Source organism: Egbenema bharatensis FJBBOT/2019 (genome assembly GCF_048077055.1).
GTDB classification, from domain to species: Bacteria; Cyanobacteriota; Cyanobacteriia; order Elainellales; family Elainellaceae; genus Egbenema; species Egbenema bharatensis.
Genome location: NZ_CP182236.1, coordinates 1,495,704 through 1,512,834 on the forward strand (window position 1 = coordinate 1,495,704; position 17,131 = coordinate 1,512,834).

At 49.2% G+C, this 17,131-nt stretch carries 20 protein-coding genes and 4 pseudogenes; 17 read left to right on the plus strand and 7 right to left on the minus strand.

Annotated features, from left to right (window positions below):
* The first annotated feature begins 16 nt into the window (after positions 1–16).
* Both ACM1PF_RS07040 and ACM1PF_RS07045 read left to right on the plus strand, forming a co-directional pair.
* Positions 17–268: a hypothetical protein gene (locus ACM1PF_RS07040; protein WP_416673547.1), complete on the plus strand. Its 252-nt coding sequence runs from the start codon at positions 17–19 to the stop codon at positions 266–268.
* A pseudogene (locus tag ACM1PF_RS07045) lies at positions 258–368 on the plus strand (metallophosphoesterase family protein); the annotation flags it as partial. The gene ACM1PF_RS07040 and the pseudogene ACM1PF_RS07045, both read left to right, overlap by 11 nt.
* A 12-nt stretch (positions 369–380) precedes the next feature.
* On the opposite strand, the gene ACM1PF_RS07050 reads toward ACM1PF_RS07045, so the two are convergent.
* A protein-coding gene (locus ACM1PF_RS07050; RefSeq protein WP_416665731.1) for an IS1 family transposase occupies positions 381–1,084 on the minus strand; the annotation gives its coding sequence in 2 pieces (ribosomal slippage) (positions 381–746 and positions 749–1,084; 702 coding nt in all).
* A gap of 29 nt (positions 1,085–1,113) precedes the next feature.
* Between ACM1PF_RS07050 and ACM1PF_RS07055 the strand changes: the two genes are divergently transcribed.
* Positions 1,114–1,485: a metallophosphoesterase family protein gene (locus tag ACM1PF_RS07055; protein WP_416673550.1), complete on the plus strand. Its 372-nt coding sequence runs from the start codon at positions 1,114–1,116 to the stop codon at positions 1,483–1,485.
* 555 nt (positions 1,486–2,040) lie between these two features.
* Here ACM1PF_RS07055 and ACM1PF_RS07060 read toward each other — a convergent pair.
* Together ACM1PF_RS07060 and ACM1PF_RS07065 are read right to left on the minus strand one after the other, a co-directional pair.
* On the minus strand, positions 2,041–2,466 hold the full coding sequence (locus ACM1PF_RS07060) for an HNH endonuclease (RefSeq protein WP_416673552.1): 426 nt from the start codon (positions 2,464–2,466) through the stop codon (positions 2,041–2,043).
* A complete protein-coding gene (locus ACM1PF_RS07065; RefSeq protein ID WP_416673553.1) occupies positions 2,463–2,888 on the minus strand; it encodes a hypothetical protein in 426 nt (141 codons plus the stop codon). The genes ACM1PF_RS07060 and ACM1PF_RS07065 overlap by 4 nt, the downstream gene beginning before the upstream one ends.
* A gap of 197 nt (positions 2,889–3,085) precedes the next feature.
* On the opposite strand from ACM1PF_RS07065, the gene ACM1PF_RS07070 reads away from it, so the two are divergent.
* From ACM1PF_RS07070 to ACM1PF_RS07105, 8 genes and pseudogenes are all read left to right on the plus strand, one after another.
* Complete coding sequence (locus tag ACM1PF_RS07070) at positions 3,086–5,134, plus strand: Mu transposase C-terminal domain-containing protein (RefSeq protein WP_416673555.1); 2,049 nt, start codon at positions 3,086–3,088, stop codon at positions 5,132–5,134.
* A gap of 14 nt (positions 5,135–5,148) precedes the next feature.
* Positions 5,149–5,586: a hypothetical protein gene (locus ACM1PF_RS07075; protein ID WP_416673557.1), complete on the plus strand. Its 438-nt coding sequence runs from the start codon at positions 5,149–5,151 to the stop codon at positions 5,584–5,586.
* Between the two features lie 150 nt (positions 5,587–5,736).
* Positions 5,737–6,906, plus strand: coding sequence for an IS630 family transposase (locus ACM1PF_RS07080; RefSeq protein ID WP_416669750.1), 1,170 nt, complete (start codon positions 5,737–5,739; stop codon positions 6,904–6,906).
* Positions 6,887–7,162 (plus strand): annotated as a pseudogene (locus ACM1PF_RS07085) (transposase); the annotation flags it as partial. The gene ACM1PF_RS07080 and the pseudogene ACM1PF_RS07085, both read left to right, overlap by 20 nt.
* A gap of 59 nt (positions 7,163–7,221) precedes the next feature.
* A complete protein-coding gene (locus ACM1PF_RS07090) occupies positions 7,222–8,382 on the plus strand; it encodes an ISH3 family transposase (RefSeq protein WP_416666610.1) in 1,161 nt (386 codons plus the stop codon).
* A 14-nt stretch (positions 8,383–8,396) separates the two neighbouring features.
* Positions 8,397–9,311 (plus strand): annotated as a pseudogene (locus ACM1PF_RS07095) (IS256 family transposase); the annotation flags it as partial.
* 169 nt (positions 9,312–9,480) lie between these two features.
* Complete coding sequence (locus ACM1PF_RS07100) at positions 9,481–9,789, plus strand: hypothetical protein (RefSeq protein ID WP_416673559.1); 309 nt, start codon at positions 9,481–9,483, stop codon at positions 9,787–9,789.
* Complete coding sequence (locus ACM1PF_RS07105; RefSeq protein WP_416673560.1) at positions 9,789–10,331, plus strand: TniQ family protein; 543 nt, start codon at positions 9,789–9,791, stop codon at positions 10,329–10,331. The genes ACM1PF_RS07100 and ACM1PF_RS07105 overlap by 1 nt, the downstream gene beginning before the upstream one ends.
* Positions 10,332–10,355: 24 nt before the next feature.
* Here ACM1PF_RS07105 and ACM1PF_RS07110 read toward each other — a convergent pair.
* The 3 genes and pseudogenes from ACM1PF_RS07110 to ACM1PF_RS07120 all read right to left on the minus strand — a co-directional run.
* Positions 10,356–10,706 (minus strand): annotated as a pseudogene (locus ACM1PF_RS07110) (tyrosine-type recombinase/integrase); the annotation flags it as partial.
* 195 nt (positions 10,707–10,901) lie between these two features.
* Positions 10,902–12,209 carry an NF041680 family putative transposase gene (locus ACM1PF_RS07115; RefSeq protein WP_416666339.1) on the minus strand — a complete coding sequence of 436 codons (1,308 nt, stop codon included), beginning with the start codon at positions 12,207–12,209 and terminating at the stop codon, positions 10,902–10,904.
* On the minus strand, positions 12,202–12,825 hold the full coding sequence (locus ACM1PF_RS07120) for a tyrosine-type recombinase/integrase (protein WP_416673562.1): 624 nt from the start codon (positions 12,823–12,825) through the stop codon (positions 12,202–12,204). The genes ACM1PF_RS07115 and ACM1PF_RS07120 overlap by 8 nt, the downstream gene beginning before the upstream one ends.
* Before the next feature lie 127 nt (positions 12,826–12,952).
* Between ACM1PF_RS07120 and ACM1PF_RS07125 the strand changes: the two genes are divergently transcribed.
* Both ACM1PF_RS07125 and ACM1PF_RS07130 read left to right on the plus strand, forming a co-directional pair.
* Entirely contained in the window at positions 12,953–13,498 is a 546-nt protein-coding gene (locus ACM1PF_RS07125; protein ID WP_416673564.1) for a hypothetical protein, read from the plus strand.
* 6 nt (positions 13,499–13,504) lie between these two features.
* Positions 13,505–14,185 (plus strand): hypothetical protein, encoded by a 681-nt coding sequence (locus ACM1PF_RS07130; protein ID WP_416673567.1) that lies wholly within the window; start codon positions 13,505–13,507, stop codon positions 14,183–14,185.
* 131 nt (positions 14,186–14,316) lie between these two features.
* Here the strand turns inward: ACM1PF_RS07130 and ACM1PF_RS07135 are convergent, their stop codons facing one another.
* Positions 14,317–14,568, minus strand: coding sequence for a helix-turn-helix domain-containing protein (locus ACM1PF_RS07135; RefSeq protein WP_106173681.1), 252 nt, complete (start codon positions 14,566–14,568; stop codon positions 14,317–14,319).
* 261 nt (positions 14,569–14,829) lie between these two features.
* Between ACM1PF_RS07135 and ACM1PF_RS07140 the strand changes: the two genes are divergently transcribed.
* From ACM1PF_RS07140 to ACM1PF_RS07155, 4 genes are read left to right on the plus strand one after another with little or no spacing between them, the layout of a single operon-like run.
* Complete coding sequence (locus ACM1PF_RS07140; RefSeq protein ID WP_416673569.1) at positions 14,830–15,225, plus strand: hypothetical protein; 396 nt, start codon at positions 14,830–14,832, stop codon at positions 15,223–15,225.
* The gene (locus ACM1PF_RS07145; RefSeq protein WP_416673570.1) at positions 15,225–15,590 is read left to right on the plus strand and encodes a hypothetical protein; all 366 of its coding nucleotides are present in this window, start codon (positions 15,225–15,227) and stop codon (positions 15,588–15,590) included. Before ACM1PF_RS07140 ends, ACM1PF_RS07145 begins: the two co-directional genes overlap by 1 nt.
* Before the next feature lie 6 nt (positions 15,591–15,596).
* Entirely contained in the window at positions 15,597–16,391 is a 795-nt protein-coding gene (locus ACM1PF_RS07150) for a hypothetical protein (RefSeq protein ID WP_416673571.1), read from the plus strand.
* Entirely contained in the window at positions 16,388–17,068 is a 681-nt protein-coding gene (locus tag ACM1PF_RS07155; RefSeq protein WP_416673573.1) for a hypothetical protein, read from the plus strand. The genes ACM1PF_RS07150 and ACM1PF_RS07155 overlap by 4 nt, the downstream gene beginning before the upstream one ends.
* The last annotated feature ends 63 nt before the right edge of the window (positions 17,069–17,131 follow it).

Sequence of the window (17,131 nt, forward strand, 5' to 3'; positions counted from 1 at the left end):
CTCAGGAAGCAGCATTATGGATCAAGAACTGGCTTTAGTGGCTAATGGTGCAGGCAGTGTGGGTAATGTAATTAGCCCATTGGGGATTCCCATCATCAATGCCTATGGTTGCGAAAGTGGTCATGTTCACGCTCCCAACGAGTGGCTCAACCTCAAGACCATTCAGCCAGTGTTTCAGACCTATTGGGCTAGTTTGATTCAGTTCTGCCTTACCCAATCAACCAACACGATTAATACCCACCGAACCGGAAACCAACATGCAAATTAGCGTCATCTCCGACACTCATGGACTACTACGCCCTGAAGCGGTAGATGCTTTGGCAGATGCTGACCTGATTCTGCACGCCGGAGATATCGGTAAACCAGAGGGCGTTGCTGAATCAAGAGATGAACCTCGGAGGAACTGGAACATCGTCAAACCTGAGGTAGTGAAGTAACAACCGAATAGAGTGAGCCAGCATTTCTACGGCTTTGGAGTAGCACAGCGTTTTGCGATGCAGTCGAGCCAGATAGTGCCGCAAGCGAGTGTTCTCACTTTCAACTCGAGTCATATACGTTTTGCTGACAATCTGATCGCCATCGGGAATGAAGCCGGGATACACCGACCACCCATCAGTGACGTAGAAATAGCAGTTCCAGTCCGCCACAGTCTGCCAGAGTGGGACAAAGGTTTCAGCACTATGGTCACCCAGAACCCAGCCTAAAATTCCCTTTTTGAAGTGGTCAACGGCTGTCCATAGCCAAATCTTGTTTTTTTTGAGCCGACAAAGGTTTCCAATTCGTCGAGTTCTCCAACTTCGGGGGGCGTTTCCGGTGCATAGGCGTCCGGCAGGCGCGTTGCGACCTGCTGCACCCAGGTAATGACCGTGGTATGGTGTACTCCTTTGACCCGTTCGATCGCTCGAAACCCAGAGCCGTTGAGATACATCTTGATGCATTCGCGTCTGAACTCGTCTGAGTACCCTCGATGCGGGTCGTAGGTATCAATGAACTGACGACCACAAGCGACACAAATGTGATTTTGCTTACCTTTCCTCTTACCGTTTTTACGGATATGAGTAGCCCCACACTCTGGACATTGCATTGCAGATTACCCTAAATCATCTTTCAATTATGCAACGCCTCGGTAAACCAGAGGTGCTAGATGGACTCAGAGCGATTGCTCCCGTCATTGCGGTGCGGGGCAATAATGACAAAGGCAAGTGGGCAGAGACAATTCCAGAGCGAGAAACAGTGGAAATCGCAGATGTTTCAATTCACCTGTTGCACATCATTAAGGATTTGGCGATCGATCCCAAACAGGCAGGAATCCGCGTGGTCATCAGCGGACATTCTCATAAACCGCTGCTAGAAGAACTCGACGAGGTGTTGTTTCTCAATCCTGGTAGTGCTGGGCCAAGACGATTTAAGCTTCCCATCACGCTAGCCCATTTGTATCTGGATGGTGCAGCCGTTCAGGCTGAGATTGTTGATCTGTCCGTTTGATTTGTAGACTCATCAGTTAGCCATCTCAGCTGTGACTGAGCACATTATATTGCGCAATTTTCAAATGACCTGCGCTTTCTCATGAAGCCTAGAACCGTTTCACAGCAAAAACTTCAGCCTTTTTAGAACTTTTGCATCCATATCAACCCTAAGAGCAAATGACCTGCGCAGAATTATTCTCTCCAAGCCAAGATAATCCTTCAGGCGAAAATTACCCTTTTTGGACGCTTGCAAATGAGTTGCGCAGAATTTTAGCCGCTGAAGCTACTGATTCAAAAGGGTTTCAGGCTTCGTTAAATCTGCGATCGTCAGTAATCTTGTAAACAGTCTTATGCCTCTGAAAATTGTCCCTCTAAATCACTTGCAAATGAGTTGCGCAGAATTTGCGATCGCCATAGCCCTTGGAGGATGGGTCTTTAGCCTTTCAGCAGTATTAAGGCGAGAATTTGAGCAAATGAGTTGCGTAGAATTTTTAGGCACTGAAAGCCTTGCAAATAAAACTATTTAGGACATGCATAATCTTTTCTAGACGCAGTACCTCTATTTCATTGCTCTTCATTGCTCATCTACGGGCGGATGCCAACTAAACTCAATCCACAGCGATCGCGCCTCAACCATATTTTCGTTATTGAGCCGTAATGCAATAACCGTTGCTCGACCTGTCGGTGTTACTCCAATCACATGGGTTCCACCATTAATCCAGGCAAAATGATCACGCCATTCTTGCGTGCGGGGATTGAAAAGGGGAGCAAGCTGACCAGTCTCCGGATCGGGTGCATCAGTTTTCACTCCCTTAAATTCGTTACAGCGGTAACAAGAGGCAGCCAAATTACTGCGATCGTCGCTTCCACCTTGCGACCGTGGCAAAATGTGTTCCATAACCAGGGGTGTCCCTGTCAACCGGGAAGAAGTTTTGCAATATTCGCAGCGATAATTAGCTTCTTCAATGACTTGCTGCCTCAAACTGTCTGAGATACTCACCGTGGCACTGGCATCTCCTGCAAAGGTGGGATTCTTTGCCCCCGCCAGCGTAATAAGGACCAGGCATAGGCTTTGCGCAACATCAGATGATCGGCGGCTTGTCTTAATGCTGTTAACTCTTGTCGTTCTTCGGGGGTTAGCAGAGCCGCTTCATTCTTTGCCAAGAGTTCAACTTGACGCTCGTATTGATGAGGTTCAGCTTGGGATTGGGCAACGGCACGTAGCTCCTCGTTTGTTAAGCCCTGAATTCTCAAAAATTCAGGCTGTAGCTCAGGTGAGGCATTATCCACGGATGGGGGGAGATTACTCATCACGCTCTGTGCCACTAACCCCTCTACTGATTGATGAGTGGCTTCAGCGATCCGTACCAATTGTCGGAAGACGGCTTCTGGAAGATCGATCGTGACTCTCTGTGTGGTCATGCCAATCCTTGATCACTGGATCTTCGTCTATTTTATATCTTCCTTGGTAACGCAGGCTTAATCGGCTAGAAACCCTACAACTGAAAGCTTACTGTGTCTCCGGCTTCCCAGTAAAATGAGCAAATGAGTGGCGCAGTTTTTGTGACTCTGGTATTGTATTGACAGTTTGCTTCCTACAGGTTAGCGCACTCCTATTTATGTCTGACGATCGCCCCGAAACCGAACTACCTGAATGCCCAGACAACGCTGTTCTGCTTGACGAAACCAGCTACAGCACGAATATCCACGAGTATGTTCGGGAGCTTGTACAGCAGGGAATTGAAAAAGAGGAGTGGAAGTTCTGGATTATTCAATGGGTTGCAGAATCCTTGACTCCAGCCATCAAGCGAGTGCGCAAGCAATCGGCGATCGAGTATCTGGGTGCAAAAAAGCGTACCTTTGAGGATTGGCTAGCTAAACATTTGGCTGGTGAGCCTGTACCCAGGTTCTCTCGGGGAAAGAAGCCCAAGCACGATCTCACCCTGGAATGGGAACCTTTTATAATTAACGCTTGGAAAAAAGGCAGCAAAGGCAAGAGAATCATGAATCCTGCTGCCGTTCATCGTAAGGTGGAACGAGAAGCTCTTGATATACGCAAGACGAATGAGTACCCATCCTATTCAACTGTACGTCGCATCCTCCAACCATTGATTGAAAAGGAACGAGCGAAGAACGGTGCCAGCAGTGCAGGGCAGGGAACGATCAGCCATCTTCTAACTCGCGCTGGAGAAACACTAAAAGTAGACTATTCAAATAAAGTTATACAAATTGATCACACCAAAGTTGATGCGTTCTCGTTGATCATTGATGGTAAGGATCAGTTCCACATCGTGGAAGTTGAAGACGATAGCATTCCACCCATAGTAGGTGCTATTCGTCTTTATTTATCTGTCGCGAAAGATGTATTTTCTAAATGTATTTTGGGTCATCTTTTGAGTGTTAAGCAACCAAGCTCAGAAGACGTTGCTCAACTGATTCGTAAAGTCATTCTGCCTAAACAATTTCCTCCAGACTACGATCTACGAGATGTACAAGTCCCATACGGCAGCTTCAGTCACCTCTATGTAGATGGCGGAAAAGATTTAACTGCTGAGCATGTCAAGCAGATTGGCAGATACCTTAAGCGTATTAGTCCTGGTCTTGGATTTATCGTTCATTTGAGACGTAAACCCTCGGACGGTGGTGATGTAGAGAGCGTTTTCGGTGGGCTGAATAAGCGAGTTTGGTCAGAAGATCCGTCTTATACAGGCTCCAATACGACTGAGCGTCCGAAAGATGCACAAGAAAAAGCATGTTTGACGTTTAGAGATATGGATAAGCGGGTGTCCTGGTATTTCTATGGCGAGTATAACAATGAGAACCATACCAAAGACCCAACAGAAACCCGTTACACCATGTGGCTGGAGGGCATGGATGGTGAATTGCCACCCGTAATAGACGAAAAAAAACTAGATTCCTGTCTGAGAAAAATGCAGGATGCTAAGGTCTACAGAGACGGTGTCGTTCAGTTCAAGAATCGACACTATCAAGGAGAGTTTCTAAGAGCCTTTGCTGGTCAAAGTGTGACTATAAGATATAGTTCCGATGACATTTTGCGGTTACGTGCCTATGAACTAGAAACTGATGCAAAACCAGGACGTTTTCTAGGTTTTGTTGAAATGCGGAATGTTTACGAGATTAATAAGTGGATTGATAAGCTAAAACTTCCAATCAAGAAACTTGAACTTAATAACCTGAAATCTGAAACGTTCTCTTTAGAAGAGTTAGAGGAGGTACTTGCTGCGGTTAAAGCTGGGAAGGGGGAGCGAAAATCTGAAACGGAACCTATCCGCATGAAGTATAGAGGGAAAGGGAACGACCTTGTGAAGTCTAGGGAGAAAGAGTTAAGAAAGCGAAGGAGCCAAACGAAGAACAGTAGCAAGAAGAACTCAAAGCACTCACGAGGTAAAGCTTCCTCGGTAAGTACTGCACCTCCTACAACACCAGAACTTAACGAAAATCCAAGTTCTAATGGTTTAGCGACTACACAGCAGGAACATACAACTCCTGCTCCAACGACGACAGCAATACCCGACCCACGAAAAGTGATTAGTATGCAGGAAAAATTTCATGAGAAGAATGTAGAGTCTTTTGAGGAACAACTCATGGCTGCTGAGGCTAACCGCCCCAGATTGGTTGTGCCTCGTCGAAAAGGTCGATCTTGGTAGAAAGGTGAACAGAAATGCTGCCAGAGTGTGTACCAATTGATTATCCTATTCAGACTTCTCCTGATTCCCCCACGGTTGAGGATCAGATCAGGGCGCTAATTGACCGTGAGTTTTTGGCAGAAACAAGCTACTTTAGTGAGCTTTCAAACTGGCTAAAACAGATTTCTCTTGATAAGTTATGTGGTCGTATTGTGGGTCGCGATCGATCAGGCAAATCTATTGCTTCGCAATGTTGGGTTGACGAGATTAGTGGTCGGCGAGGCGATTTGCTACCTATTCCTTTACGCATCCACATGATTGACTGCCCACCTTCATGTGATTCGAGAAAGCTTTGCAAGCTTATCACAGGCAGCCTCGGACGTGGCGTGAAGGGTGGGAAATCCAAAGATTCTATGCTGAGGGCTGGAGATGCTCTAAAACTATTCAAGGCTAACGTCCTGCTGGGATTGTAAATTAGATTGTGTCAGAGAATAAAACAAGATCTAATGAACTATAGAACTTGAGACACAACCCTATGACTTTTCGACCTGAATTACTCGATGAACTGCTCCAAGGCTACGAGAACCCGGAAGACCTCCTAGTGTGACTTCACCGAAGCTATTGTGCAATTGGTGAGAGCAGAAGTTACGCTAGGATTAACAACTTTTAATTTGCTGATTGTCCTGATGCTTCCCCCCCTATACGTGCGTCCCTTGAGTGAGACTGAGCAAACAGCCCTCGAACAGGGATTGCGATCTAAAAATGCCTTTACCCTACGCCGTTGCCAAATTCTGCTTGCCAGTGCCCGAGGAACTCAAGCCAGAGAAATTGCTGCTGCGGTCGGTTGCAGTGTTCAGACTGTTCGCAATACCATACGTGCCTTCCATCAGCAGGGATTAGCTTGTTTGCAAGCCCAATCGAGTCGCCCTAAAACGGTCAAACCCATCTTTGATCAGGACAAGCGTGCTCAGTTACATCAGTTGCTGCATGCCAATCCTCGGCACTATGGCAAATCTCGTTCCACCTGGACGTTGGACTTGCTAGCAGAGGTGGCTCATGAGCAAGGTCTCACCGAGCATCAGGTGAGCCGTACCACGATTGAGGAAGCACTCAAAGCAATGGGGATTAGCTGGCGTCGAGCTAAAGCCTGGATTGTTTCTCCCGATGAGCAGTATGAGCTAAAAAAGCGGCAACGCGACCGCTTGATCCAGATGAGTGAGCAAAACCCAGATTGGGTGGTAGGATTTCTCGACGAGGTGTGGTGGAGTCGGCTGCGTGATCCAATGATGCACAGTTGGAGTGAGGAGGGTCAGCCATTGCAGTTGGTGGAGAAGACAGCTGACAAAGCTGAAACTGAGCCGAAGGCAATTGCTTGTTATGGCATTTACTTGAGAGCAGAGGCACAAATGTTATTGCGTTTTGTCGAGCAGCGCCCGGTCAGTGAGATCACCTGTCAATTTTTAGAGTGGGTCACGGCTCAAGTGAGCGAGATGGGAAAACGAGTCATGCCGTTGGTCTGGGACAATGCGAGCTGGCATGTCTCTAAACAAGTCCAGCAATGGATTAAACAACATAATGCACAAGTCAAACAAACTGGAAAGGGAGTGCGATTGATCGTGTGTCAGTTACCAGTAAAGAGTCCCTGGTTGAATGCGATTGAACCGAAGTGGATACATGCAAAACGAGCAATTGTAGAACCGCAACAGAAATTGAGTGTACAGGAATTAAAGACCAGAGTGTGTGACTGGTTTGAATGTCCCTTGCTAGAACCCCTTGCAAAAAAGGTCTCCTGAAGTTGCACTAGGCAACGAGGGCATTGTCAAACAATTGACGGCAGCCTTGGTAGAGCGGTGTTTGAATGCAGAGATGAAAACGCATCTGGAGGAACAATCCTCTGAACCAGCCAGTGAGGGCAAAACGGCTCGCAATCGTCGCAACGGGCACAGCAAGAAGACAATCAAGGGCGAGTTTGGACAAGCTGAGATCGCGCTTCCCCGTGACCGTCACAGTGAATTTGAGCCCATCATCGTCAAGAAGGGACAAACTCAGTAGATCGCAAATTCTCTAGGAAAGGGGTAGGGTCAGGCTAAACGCATTAAAACAAAGCCATGACGATCTACCCAAGTTCATTATCGCCTGCTCCAGCTTTGACGGATGAAGCGACGTTGGAGGTAGCCCTCGACTGCCTATTGGAACACTTATCCCTGGACATGCAAGGTGGATACACACTCCAAGATCTGTTTGAGATTTTGCTACGGGCCGCCAGTCGCAGCGATAGCATTGAACACACAACACAACGATTGGAGGGCGTACCCAGTGGCAATGGCATTCGCTATCATCTCGATAAGTTAGACGATATCACAACTCTGGAATCTCAACTCAATGCCGCTCTGCAAAGCCGCATCCCCCCAAAAATTCGTAAGGGCAAGCATCGTATTGCCATTGACCTCCATCTGATTCCCTATTACGGCAGTGTGAACGTCGCCACTGAGCCTTACATCTACCGCTCTCAAGCTAAGGCAGGCACGACTTCGTTCTTTGCCTATGCCACCGTCTATGTGATTTGTCGTAACAAACGGGTTACTTTGGGTATTCATGCCGTGCATCGGCATGAAACATTGGTTGCAACCATCACTTATTTATTAGCCATGCTGACTCCCTTACGAGTCCGCGTCAAACGGCTTTATCTTGACCGTGGGTTCTATAGTGTACCAGTCATTCGTTGGCTCAAAGCTCTCAATATTCCGTTTCTCATGCCTGCGGTAATTCGAGGCAAACGTGGAGGTACTCGCCAGTTGTTGATTGGGCGCAAAAGTTATGCCACCCGTTATACCCTCAACAGCCCTCAATATGGTTCAGTTACCTGTCAGATGCGGGTGATTTGCAGCTATTACAAAGGGTTCAAAGGGAAACATGGTATCCAATACACCCTATACGTGGTGCATCGTGTGAGGGTTGCTTTGGAGCAGATGCATCAGCATTACAAAGACCGTTTCGGTATCGAGACCAGCTACAGGATGAAAAATGGGTGCCGTATCCGCACCACGAGCAAGAATCCAGTCACCCGTTTGCTGTTTGTGGCTCTGGCGTTTATTTTGGTCAATCTCTGGGTGTATTTGCTCTGGTTCTTTGTGAGCCGTACTCAACGAGGAGGACGGGTCGTTTACCGAGAACTCTTTAGTCTCAAGACCATGTTGGAGTTTCTCTCTCAGGCTGTCGAGCGACATTTCCCAGTCATCACAGCCATCTATTTACCCTCTCTAGAATGAATTTGCGATCTACTGAAACTCGCTTTAACGGGTTTGATGACAAGATTCTCAGCCTGTATGCCCGAGGCATGAGTACTCGTGATATTCAAGCTCAATTGCAAGACCTCTATGGAGTGGAGGTATCGACTGGACTGATTTCCAACATCACTGATGCGGTCGAAGCGGAACGCAAACTCTGGCAAAATCGACCGCTTGATGCGCTCTACCCGATTGTCTACTTTGATGCGATTGTGGTCAAAGTTCGCCAAGACGGACGAGTGGTCAACAAAGCGATCCACCTGGCTCTGGGGGTGACCTTGTCCGGTACCAAGGAATTACTGGGGATGTGGATGACTCAGAATGAATCTGCCAAATTCTGGTTAGCGATTCTGACAGAGTTACAGAATCGAGGACTCAAGGACATCTTCATCGCTTGTGTCGATGGACTGACAGGCTTTGCCGATGCCATTGAGACGGTCTTTCCCAAAACGACGGTGCAGTTGTGCATTGTCCATATGGGGAGGAATTCCCTAAGCTATGTCTCCTACAAAGATCGCAAAGCAGTTGCTGCTGACCTGCGATTGATCTACACCTCTAGCACTGAAAACCAGGCAGAACAGCGGATAGTTGAGTTTGCAGAGGCTTGGGATAAACAATACCCGACCATCAGCAAGTCCTGGATGAATCACTGGGGACGCATCATCCCATTCTTTGCCTTTCCAGCTGAAATTCGCAAAGCTATCTACACCACCAACGCCATCGAATCCCTCAACATGACCCTCAGGAAAGTCCTCAAAAATCATCGAGCTTTCCCAACCGATGATTCTGCGCTCAAAGTCGTTTACCTGGCAATTGCTAACATTGCTAAAAAGTGGACGATGCCGATTCAAAATTGGAAGGCGGCACTCAACCGTTTTGCCATCGAGTTTGAAGATAGGTTTCCGCTTTAACTTTGCTCCCTGACACAATCTGTTTGACATATCCGTCCTGCTGGTCGATAATGCTCGTTGCCTGACAGAGAAAGCACTTGACACACTCATCGCCCTGTATCGTCACCGTGAGTATCGCATTTCGGTCATCCTGATTGGATCAACTGATTTAGATGCACGGCTCAAGAAGATGGGGCGATTTGACTACTTCAAGCCCTTTTATCATTTTGAGAATCTTTCTCCTGGTGAGTTCACAGCAACTATTAAAACGTTTGAGCGTGACTTTTTAAAGTTGCCTGAATCCATTCAGTTAATTGATGTAGAGTCCGTATCAACCTTGTATAGTGTAACAACGGGCAACATTGAAGATTTGATTGAAATCCTGATTCAGGTGATTCGACGTTCATCTAGCAATAATGCGTTGTATTTTGATCCACAAATTTTAAGTAAGGTTCTAGAGAGCTACGGTATAGTTTATCTGGATGAGGAGGCAGAATAGTGCCTGAGAAGCAATCTTTTCTAGATATCTATTTATTCGATCCCAATCAGCCTTACACCCACGTACCGCCGCTAGAAGGTGAGAGTATTGCCAGTTTCCTATATCGGTTCCGACGAGCAAAAGGTAATCGAATTTCGTCTGCAAGGCAGTTAGGAGAAATCCTTGAAGTCGGCACAGCAATTAAACGTTGGGAAGATCTTTTGTTTGGTGGAAGAAAGCCTAAGCAGAAACAGGTGGAAGCACTCAGCAACGTTACGCGAGTTGAAGTCGATAGACTCTGGCAAATGTTCCCTCCTGAGGGGGAACGATCGCAACCAAACACAATTCGTATCTGCGCCGCCTGTTGCTTGGAGAGTCCTTACCATCGAATAGCATGGCAACTCTATTCAACGGCAGGGTGCGAGCGTCATCGGCTTCGACTGCTACCACGATGCTGGGCTTGTGAAAAGAAATTTGCGGTCAAAGAATTGTTGAACGCAACAGGTTGTAAGCATTGTGGAATGCCTTTCAAGACAATGATGAAGAAGCAAAAGGCATACTAGTTGCTCCACCTGAAGGCAGTTCTGTTATTGTTCTCCAATTGCCCTAAAAAAAGCGTCTTCTGCCGCTGCTAATCGCTTGCCCTTGATATAGCGCTCGAATACCTTCTCCGATCTGTGCCCTGTTAGGCTACGCGCAAGCAAGCTATCAATCCCCAACTCCACTAGCTCACTGGCGTAGGTATGTCGGAAGCGATGCGGTGTCAAGTTTGGAATTCCCGTTACTGCGCCCAGTCGAACTTTCGTAAAGTAATAGATGCCTTGGTAGCCAAGCCTTTGTCCTGGAGTGCGGAAATCATAGGACAAGAACAGTGGGCTTTCGTTTGTCAGTACTTCCCGTTGCCCTTGCCGTCGCTCCAAGTAAGCTTGAATGTGTTCCCTTGCTGCCTGGGAACGATCGCGTCACTCTTATCCTTCTTACGGACAAACCGCAAACGGATGCCATCATAATTACCAACATTCAAAGCTGAAACATCCTCTGCTCGTAACTGGAGTTTAGACTAATCACAGCAGAAATAGCCCAACCCCCTTATCTGGATTGAGCGAGACTGAAGATTGGGAAAAATTTAGTGGTTAAGCGGTCTTGTTCGCCACCTTCTTGGGTCTGGTGAAGCGCTTTTTGACCGTTGGATAGCGAATACGGCGGGAACGGGGTTGCCCTGGAGTCCACCCCGGTGACTTTCCGCGTGGTTTGGGCGGGGGGGCAGGTGTGCCAATCAACGCTAAAACAGAGGCAAAGGCATTTGCGGTTCGTCCCGGAGATAGCTTAGCAGATGACTTTTGCCAGGGCAGGGGGGAGTCCTGGACGTGGCAACGAGCCAACCACAACTGCCAGGTGAGCAAGGGCATCAGATCGCTCCAGCGTTCGGATTGTTCGGGCGTTGCCAACTGGGGTAACGTCCAGTGCAATCGTTGCTTAGCGAAGCGATACCAGTGGTCAATGGCAAAGCGACGGAAATACTGTTGCCACACCGTCTCTAAGTCGGGTGGTGCTTGTCCCACCCAAATTAGCCACAAAGGTTTGGCGGGGTGGAGGGCAGAGTCATGGAGGCGTTGCAGTTGAATTAACCAGATCGTCTGGTTGGCAACGCGTCGCAGTCGCATTGATGACCACATCCGCACGTGTAATCGTCCCCACCGGGACTCTTCTACCTGGAGTTCGGCATCAGATGACCACCAGGTGGTGGCATCGTTAAGTTTGAACTTCTCCCCATACTGCCGAGGACGACCCGTTCCGCTATAAACAGGCGGTGGTCCATACAGTACTCGATTGGAACGCAACCGAATCAACTTGTCACAAGCAATATCCGCCGTACCATTGAGGAATGGGGCACAGCCATATTCGGCATCCCACAAAGATAAGGGACGAACCTGGAACTGCTCACACACCTGACGCAATTGCACTATTGCCTTGCTAATGGGGCTCTCTGCGCTAGTGATGCGTTCATGCAGCAACGGTAATGCCCAACTGCCCTGCTCCTCTGGAATCCACGCAATCGTACTATATCCTTGTCCCAACGTCACCGGTTTGGCTCCACTCATCGGAGTTGCTTGATGTTCATACGTCCGTTCTCGCAGGGTTTGTGCCTGTAACCTTGACCATGCCGTGTGGTCTCCCGCTAAGACAACCCGTTCGTCCTGGGGCATTTGCTCCAGGTACAACCCCATCCACTCCAGTCGAGGCGGGTTGCTATCCTGTAGGGCTTCATACAAACTCGGCCATTGGCGTCGAAAGACAGGGGCAACCGACAGTTCGGCAAAGGAGTACACACTGCGGCTCACTAGCACGGCATCCATCAGGTCGAAGAGAGCATCCTTGCCGTTGCCAATCAGCATGTAGGATTTATGTCGAAACGCCCTCAAGCGGTCAAAATTAGTCATGGTCAATCATTATTGATGCAACATGACCATTAAGCAGCCAAACCGTCGGGTTTGGCTGCTTTTCTTTCCCAATTAGTCTAAACTCCAGTCGTAATCCATGAGTCAAAACTGCCAGTAACGCCCGATCGCGCCGATCAATATCTTCGTCGCCGGTAACTGTCTGAAAGATGACCTCCATTTGTTCAGAGCTGAGATGGCGAGGTAGAGGCTCACCTAATTTCTCAAATTGAACCGCAGCCGTTGGCAACACATCGGATAGGCTCATATACCCCGCTTGCTGGAACCATTTGTAGAAGCTTTTGAGCGCCGTGAGTGCCTGGTTGATTGCGGCAGGTGACAAGGGTTGTCCCTGCTTGGTTTGGCATTGATGCTTCAGGTAGTGCTTGAACTGGGCAAGATCGCGTGGTGCCACGTTGATCCAGGCTTTGTTACTCCAGCCAATAAAACGTTCAAGTTCAATGCGGTACGCCTTCTGGGTATTAGGAGCCAGATTGCTGGCTTGTAGAAACTCCCTCACTCGCTCCGATCGCAGATCAACACCGTTTTCACCTGTAACCGGAATTGGTTGGCTGGAGAGCAAACGAATGGGCGGGAATGGTTGCTGGTCGGCTGTCATAGAAGGCGCGTTCCAAACCTTTATGTACGGAAGTACTATATCATCGTGTAAGATACCTAGCTAATATCTTGGTCTTACTAAAGTCTGACTAAGTTGTAATGTAACCTGAATGTAACGCTTTTGTAGCATGGCGCGATCGGTCAATCCTAAATGTTTATCTTGCGCTTCCCTCAGTGTCTATGAAGCACAGCAAGTTCATGGGATTGAGGGTGACGGCTGTTGGGATGCCGCACGGTGCAAAAAACGTCGATCGCATTACCGGAACCGGGCTAGACGCAATGCTACTCGTCGTATTCACTATCGCTGCCAAAACCAAAAGAACAATCTACTGAGTGAACCCCTTTCGGTCGCTGTTCCGCCTCTTGCAAATATCGTGCTCGTTGTTTACTCGGAGTATCCTCATACAGCCAGTGACAATATGCCGATTCATGCCATTGGGGCTGAATTTTGGCTGGGTAAGGAATGCAAGGCAAAGTTAGACCCTATTCTTTGCTTGGGAATGCGAGGTGATAAAGTACAGGCACTTCTACCGCAAATTCTGGATGCCTTTTCAAATCAGTTTGCAGCGCATTACAACAACGGTAAGCGCTTTTCTAAGTTCTCTGCTAAAGTACATTGCCATATCAGGGATTGCCCAGGGTTCCATCCGTTTAACGCAGACAAGACCCATTAGAGATTCATGCCGTCCTCTCACTACGATTGTGACTTCTGGCACGCGCTTGAGGAAGCTACGGTTTTGCCTCAATCGGTTAACTTCGTTCGCCTTTGCCAATTGCTGGATGAATTATTTGCCCAAGTACCGGAATCACAGCAGCTTCAGGTGGCAGGTGAGGCGATTGAAAAACTTGCCGAACTCCTTACGCTGCGTTCTTTTGGGTTCATGTCAGCCTGGGAGGAGGCATCTATCCCTGATGACGAAATACCTGTCATAGAGGCTGAAACACTAGAGGCTTGGGTTAGACAGGCGATGTACGTTGACCTTGACGCATTCATTGAGCAGCCGCAATCTAAGCGTCAACGCAAGCAACAGCAGCTATCTGGTTTATCCAAATCAAATTCAGTGGTAGGAGAGGTTGATCGCACTACACTTTTGGATCTGGTAGAGAAAATTGATGCAGAACAGGCTTCTGAACAGATGTTGCGAGAACTGGCAGGTGAAGAATGCGTTTCTGAATGGCTAACGGCGATCGAGCAATGGCTACGACAGCACAAAAACGAGCAACCTGTGTCCTTGAGCAAGCTGTGTCAAAGCTTGTGCATGCCGCTCGTAGAGGTTTGGCTAGGATTGTTGTTAGGCGGGTATACATTGGAGCAACATGGAGAGTTTTACCATTCCGAAATCTGGGTCATAGCAAAATAAAGTACTTGAACCTCAGATTAGCAACGCCATTGCTTGAACCTACAACAGGGGATAGGCAGGATTCACTGCTGCGAAGGTAGGACAGCTTGGTTGCCGATTCTGCTACAGCCTGATGCGCTTCCTCTTTCAACTCACGGTTTACCTTTCGCTTCAGCAACATACCTGGTAAAAAGCTCTGCCAAAGATAAATCCAACGCTTGCGCTAACTTTTCAATATTCTCTAACGACGGGTTCCGATCGCCACGCTCAATTCCTGAAATATAGGTTGGATGAAGTCCAGCCAATTCTCCCAACTTTTCCTGCGAAAAATCCAGCTCACGTCGCCGTCGCCGGATCGCCTTACCAAACCGATACTTGATGTCTGCTTCTTCGTCTTGCCTCACGGCATCATGCTGAAGGAATGCAGAGATTTAAGCCATAGACTAAAAGTATTGTTTGATAGACTATAAGTAAAGTGGCTTCTGCAACGATTAAGTCTTCTCATGTCCAAACTGCAATCCAGAAACACAGCAATCCTTTTGCCAGGGTGCTTTCCTGGTCATATCTCTCAACCAAAACTCAGAACTGGCGATCGAGTTCTGTAATCCTTCCCTCTGTACATCCGCTGTTTATTGCGCTCAATCCAATATTTAATTCAAACGCCTATGCATGTAGACCCTCCTGAACCCGCCGATCGCCCTGCTTCTACCTCAGAAACTAGCACTAACCTCCCTGCTGCCTCCCCCGATGCGGCAATTCCCCTGATTCCCTGGCAAAGCCGCCACTGTGGGGTCATTCACCTGCCATCCCAGTTCCCTCATCGGGTCACTCCGCCTAAATACCCCTTCGGCACCCACTGCCGCTGGCTGCTGCAACCGCATGCTGATGCCGGGGTCGTCATCGGTCAGGTCTATGCTCCCGATGAACGAGAGGCACCTACTAGATGGTCATGGGTCTACCTGATTCTGCTCCAGCCCAGCAGCCCCTCCTGGGGATGGATCGTTGCTGATTGGGTCGATGAAGCAGACCTCGAACCCCTTGAGCCGCCAGGGAGGTTGTGATGAACCCTCCTCCTCGCCCCCGTCCCTTTGGAGAGGCAGAGCGAGTGCTGTTTCAGCTCTATATCAACTGCCAGCTCTCCCTGGTTCATCCCAGACGGCTCTACCAGGAATACGACTTGACCTATGACCAGCTTGCCCTGATTGCTGGATGCAGCCTGCCGACGATGGAACGCTGGATGAGCCACAACCGAGAACCCCGCTCCTACAAGGCGATCTACCTGCGACGGCTGGGCGAGTTCTACTTTCTGATTCGCTACTACCATCAGATTCCCCGTGAGGTATTCGAGTCGATTTGTCCTTTGCCAGAACCCGTGCGATCGATCCTCTACCCGGTCTGTGAAGAGAACGCTCAAGGGGAGGAGTGAACTGAAGTGACCCCCTCCTTGCTCCGATTCCCCTGCTCCAATTCCCATCAAATGATGGGAGTCCTGCCCCAAGGCTTGCTCTGCTGGTCGAGGGGGATCTATGGTGGGCAGCACTGTCTTTCGCTGCGGCACCCCCAAGCACTCCTGATGATCGATATCAAAGTAGAGCGTCGCTGTATCCACCTCTCGCCCGTAGAGCAAGCCCTGGCCAAAGCTGCTGCCAGTCGTCAGGCAATGGCAATCCAACTGGAGGCACAACTGGCAGGACGACTGCATGGCTATACCCCTGTCACCTCATTCAGCGTCCCCGAAGAGGTGCTCAAGTACATGGTTTGGAAATACTCCGAGCAACTGGTGCATCGTGCCCTTGATGAGGTGCGCTTCTGGTTCACCTACTCCAGCGGCATCTGCTTGCAACCGGGCTATCCTCCTTTGTTCTACGGCTGCCGGGGACGACGAGGCGTGTCACCCAACAAAAGTGCGGTTGCGGCGATCGGAGAAGCGGTGGCAGGACTGTTAGCGCAGTGGCTATACCAGTGCCATCTGCTGGCACGTCCTTATGGGGACTATCCCGATTTGGTACTCAACGAGGGGAAGCAGACCTTTTTGGTGGAAGCTAAGGGCACGACCCAGCCGATCGCGGTGCTGCATCAGGTGATGAATGAGGAGCTGCTGCGGATGGCAGCCTATGTCTCTGCCTGTGCTGAGTTGGATGTGCGAACGGTGCGTGGGCTGTTGGTAGGCACTTGTCTGCTGAGTGAGTCGCACTATCAGGTGTTGCTGACGGAGGTGCAGGTATGAGCCGCGTTGCTGTTCGCTCTCAGGAGGAGTTCCTGCTGCAAGACCTGCTCAAGCTGGTAGAGAGTCTCCATAGTAGGGAGAAGACGGGGTACAGCCAGTTCATTGAGTTTGGGGTGATGGAGCTGGTCAAACGGCAGATGCGGCAGGAGGCGATCGAGGGGCAGGGGCGGGAGGGAGAGGAGTTGTTGCGGCGGGCGATGGCTCAGGTGAACCGGAGGCTACAGGAGCGCTTAGAGCAGCACCATCTGAGGTTTGACTTCACGCCTTACTTTCAGAATACGGGACAGCAGTTGCGCTATGTGGCACGGGAGATGCAGGAGCTAGCAGAGCAGTTGCAGCAGTTGGAGTTGCAAGAGGTGCCAGAAAGGGAGGTGATGACCAGTGTGGGGCAGGTGGAGTTCGAGGTGAGGGAGGTGGGATTGCGGGAGGTGGAGGCACTGATGGTCAGTCCGCTCACTCCTGAGTGCGAACTGGATTTGGAGTGGTTGCGCCAGAGTTACTCGGTGGAGGGGAGTTGGTTTCCGTTGCATGTGGCGATCGAGGAGTTGGGGTTTGTGGTTGATGGGGATGGGACGATCTTCATCTCGACGGAGAACTTTCCTGCGGTGCTGTTGAAGAAGGCGCGGCGGTTGATGGTTGAGGTAGCTGATCATCTGTACTGGTCAAACACCAGCTAGAGTAGCTTCGATCGATGTCGATGCAGCAGATCTGATACTCGATCCATTTCCCCCAAATTCCTC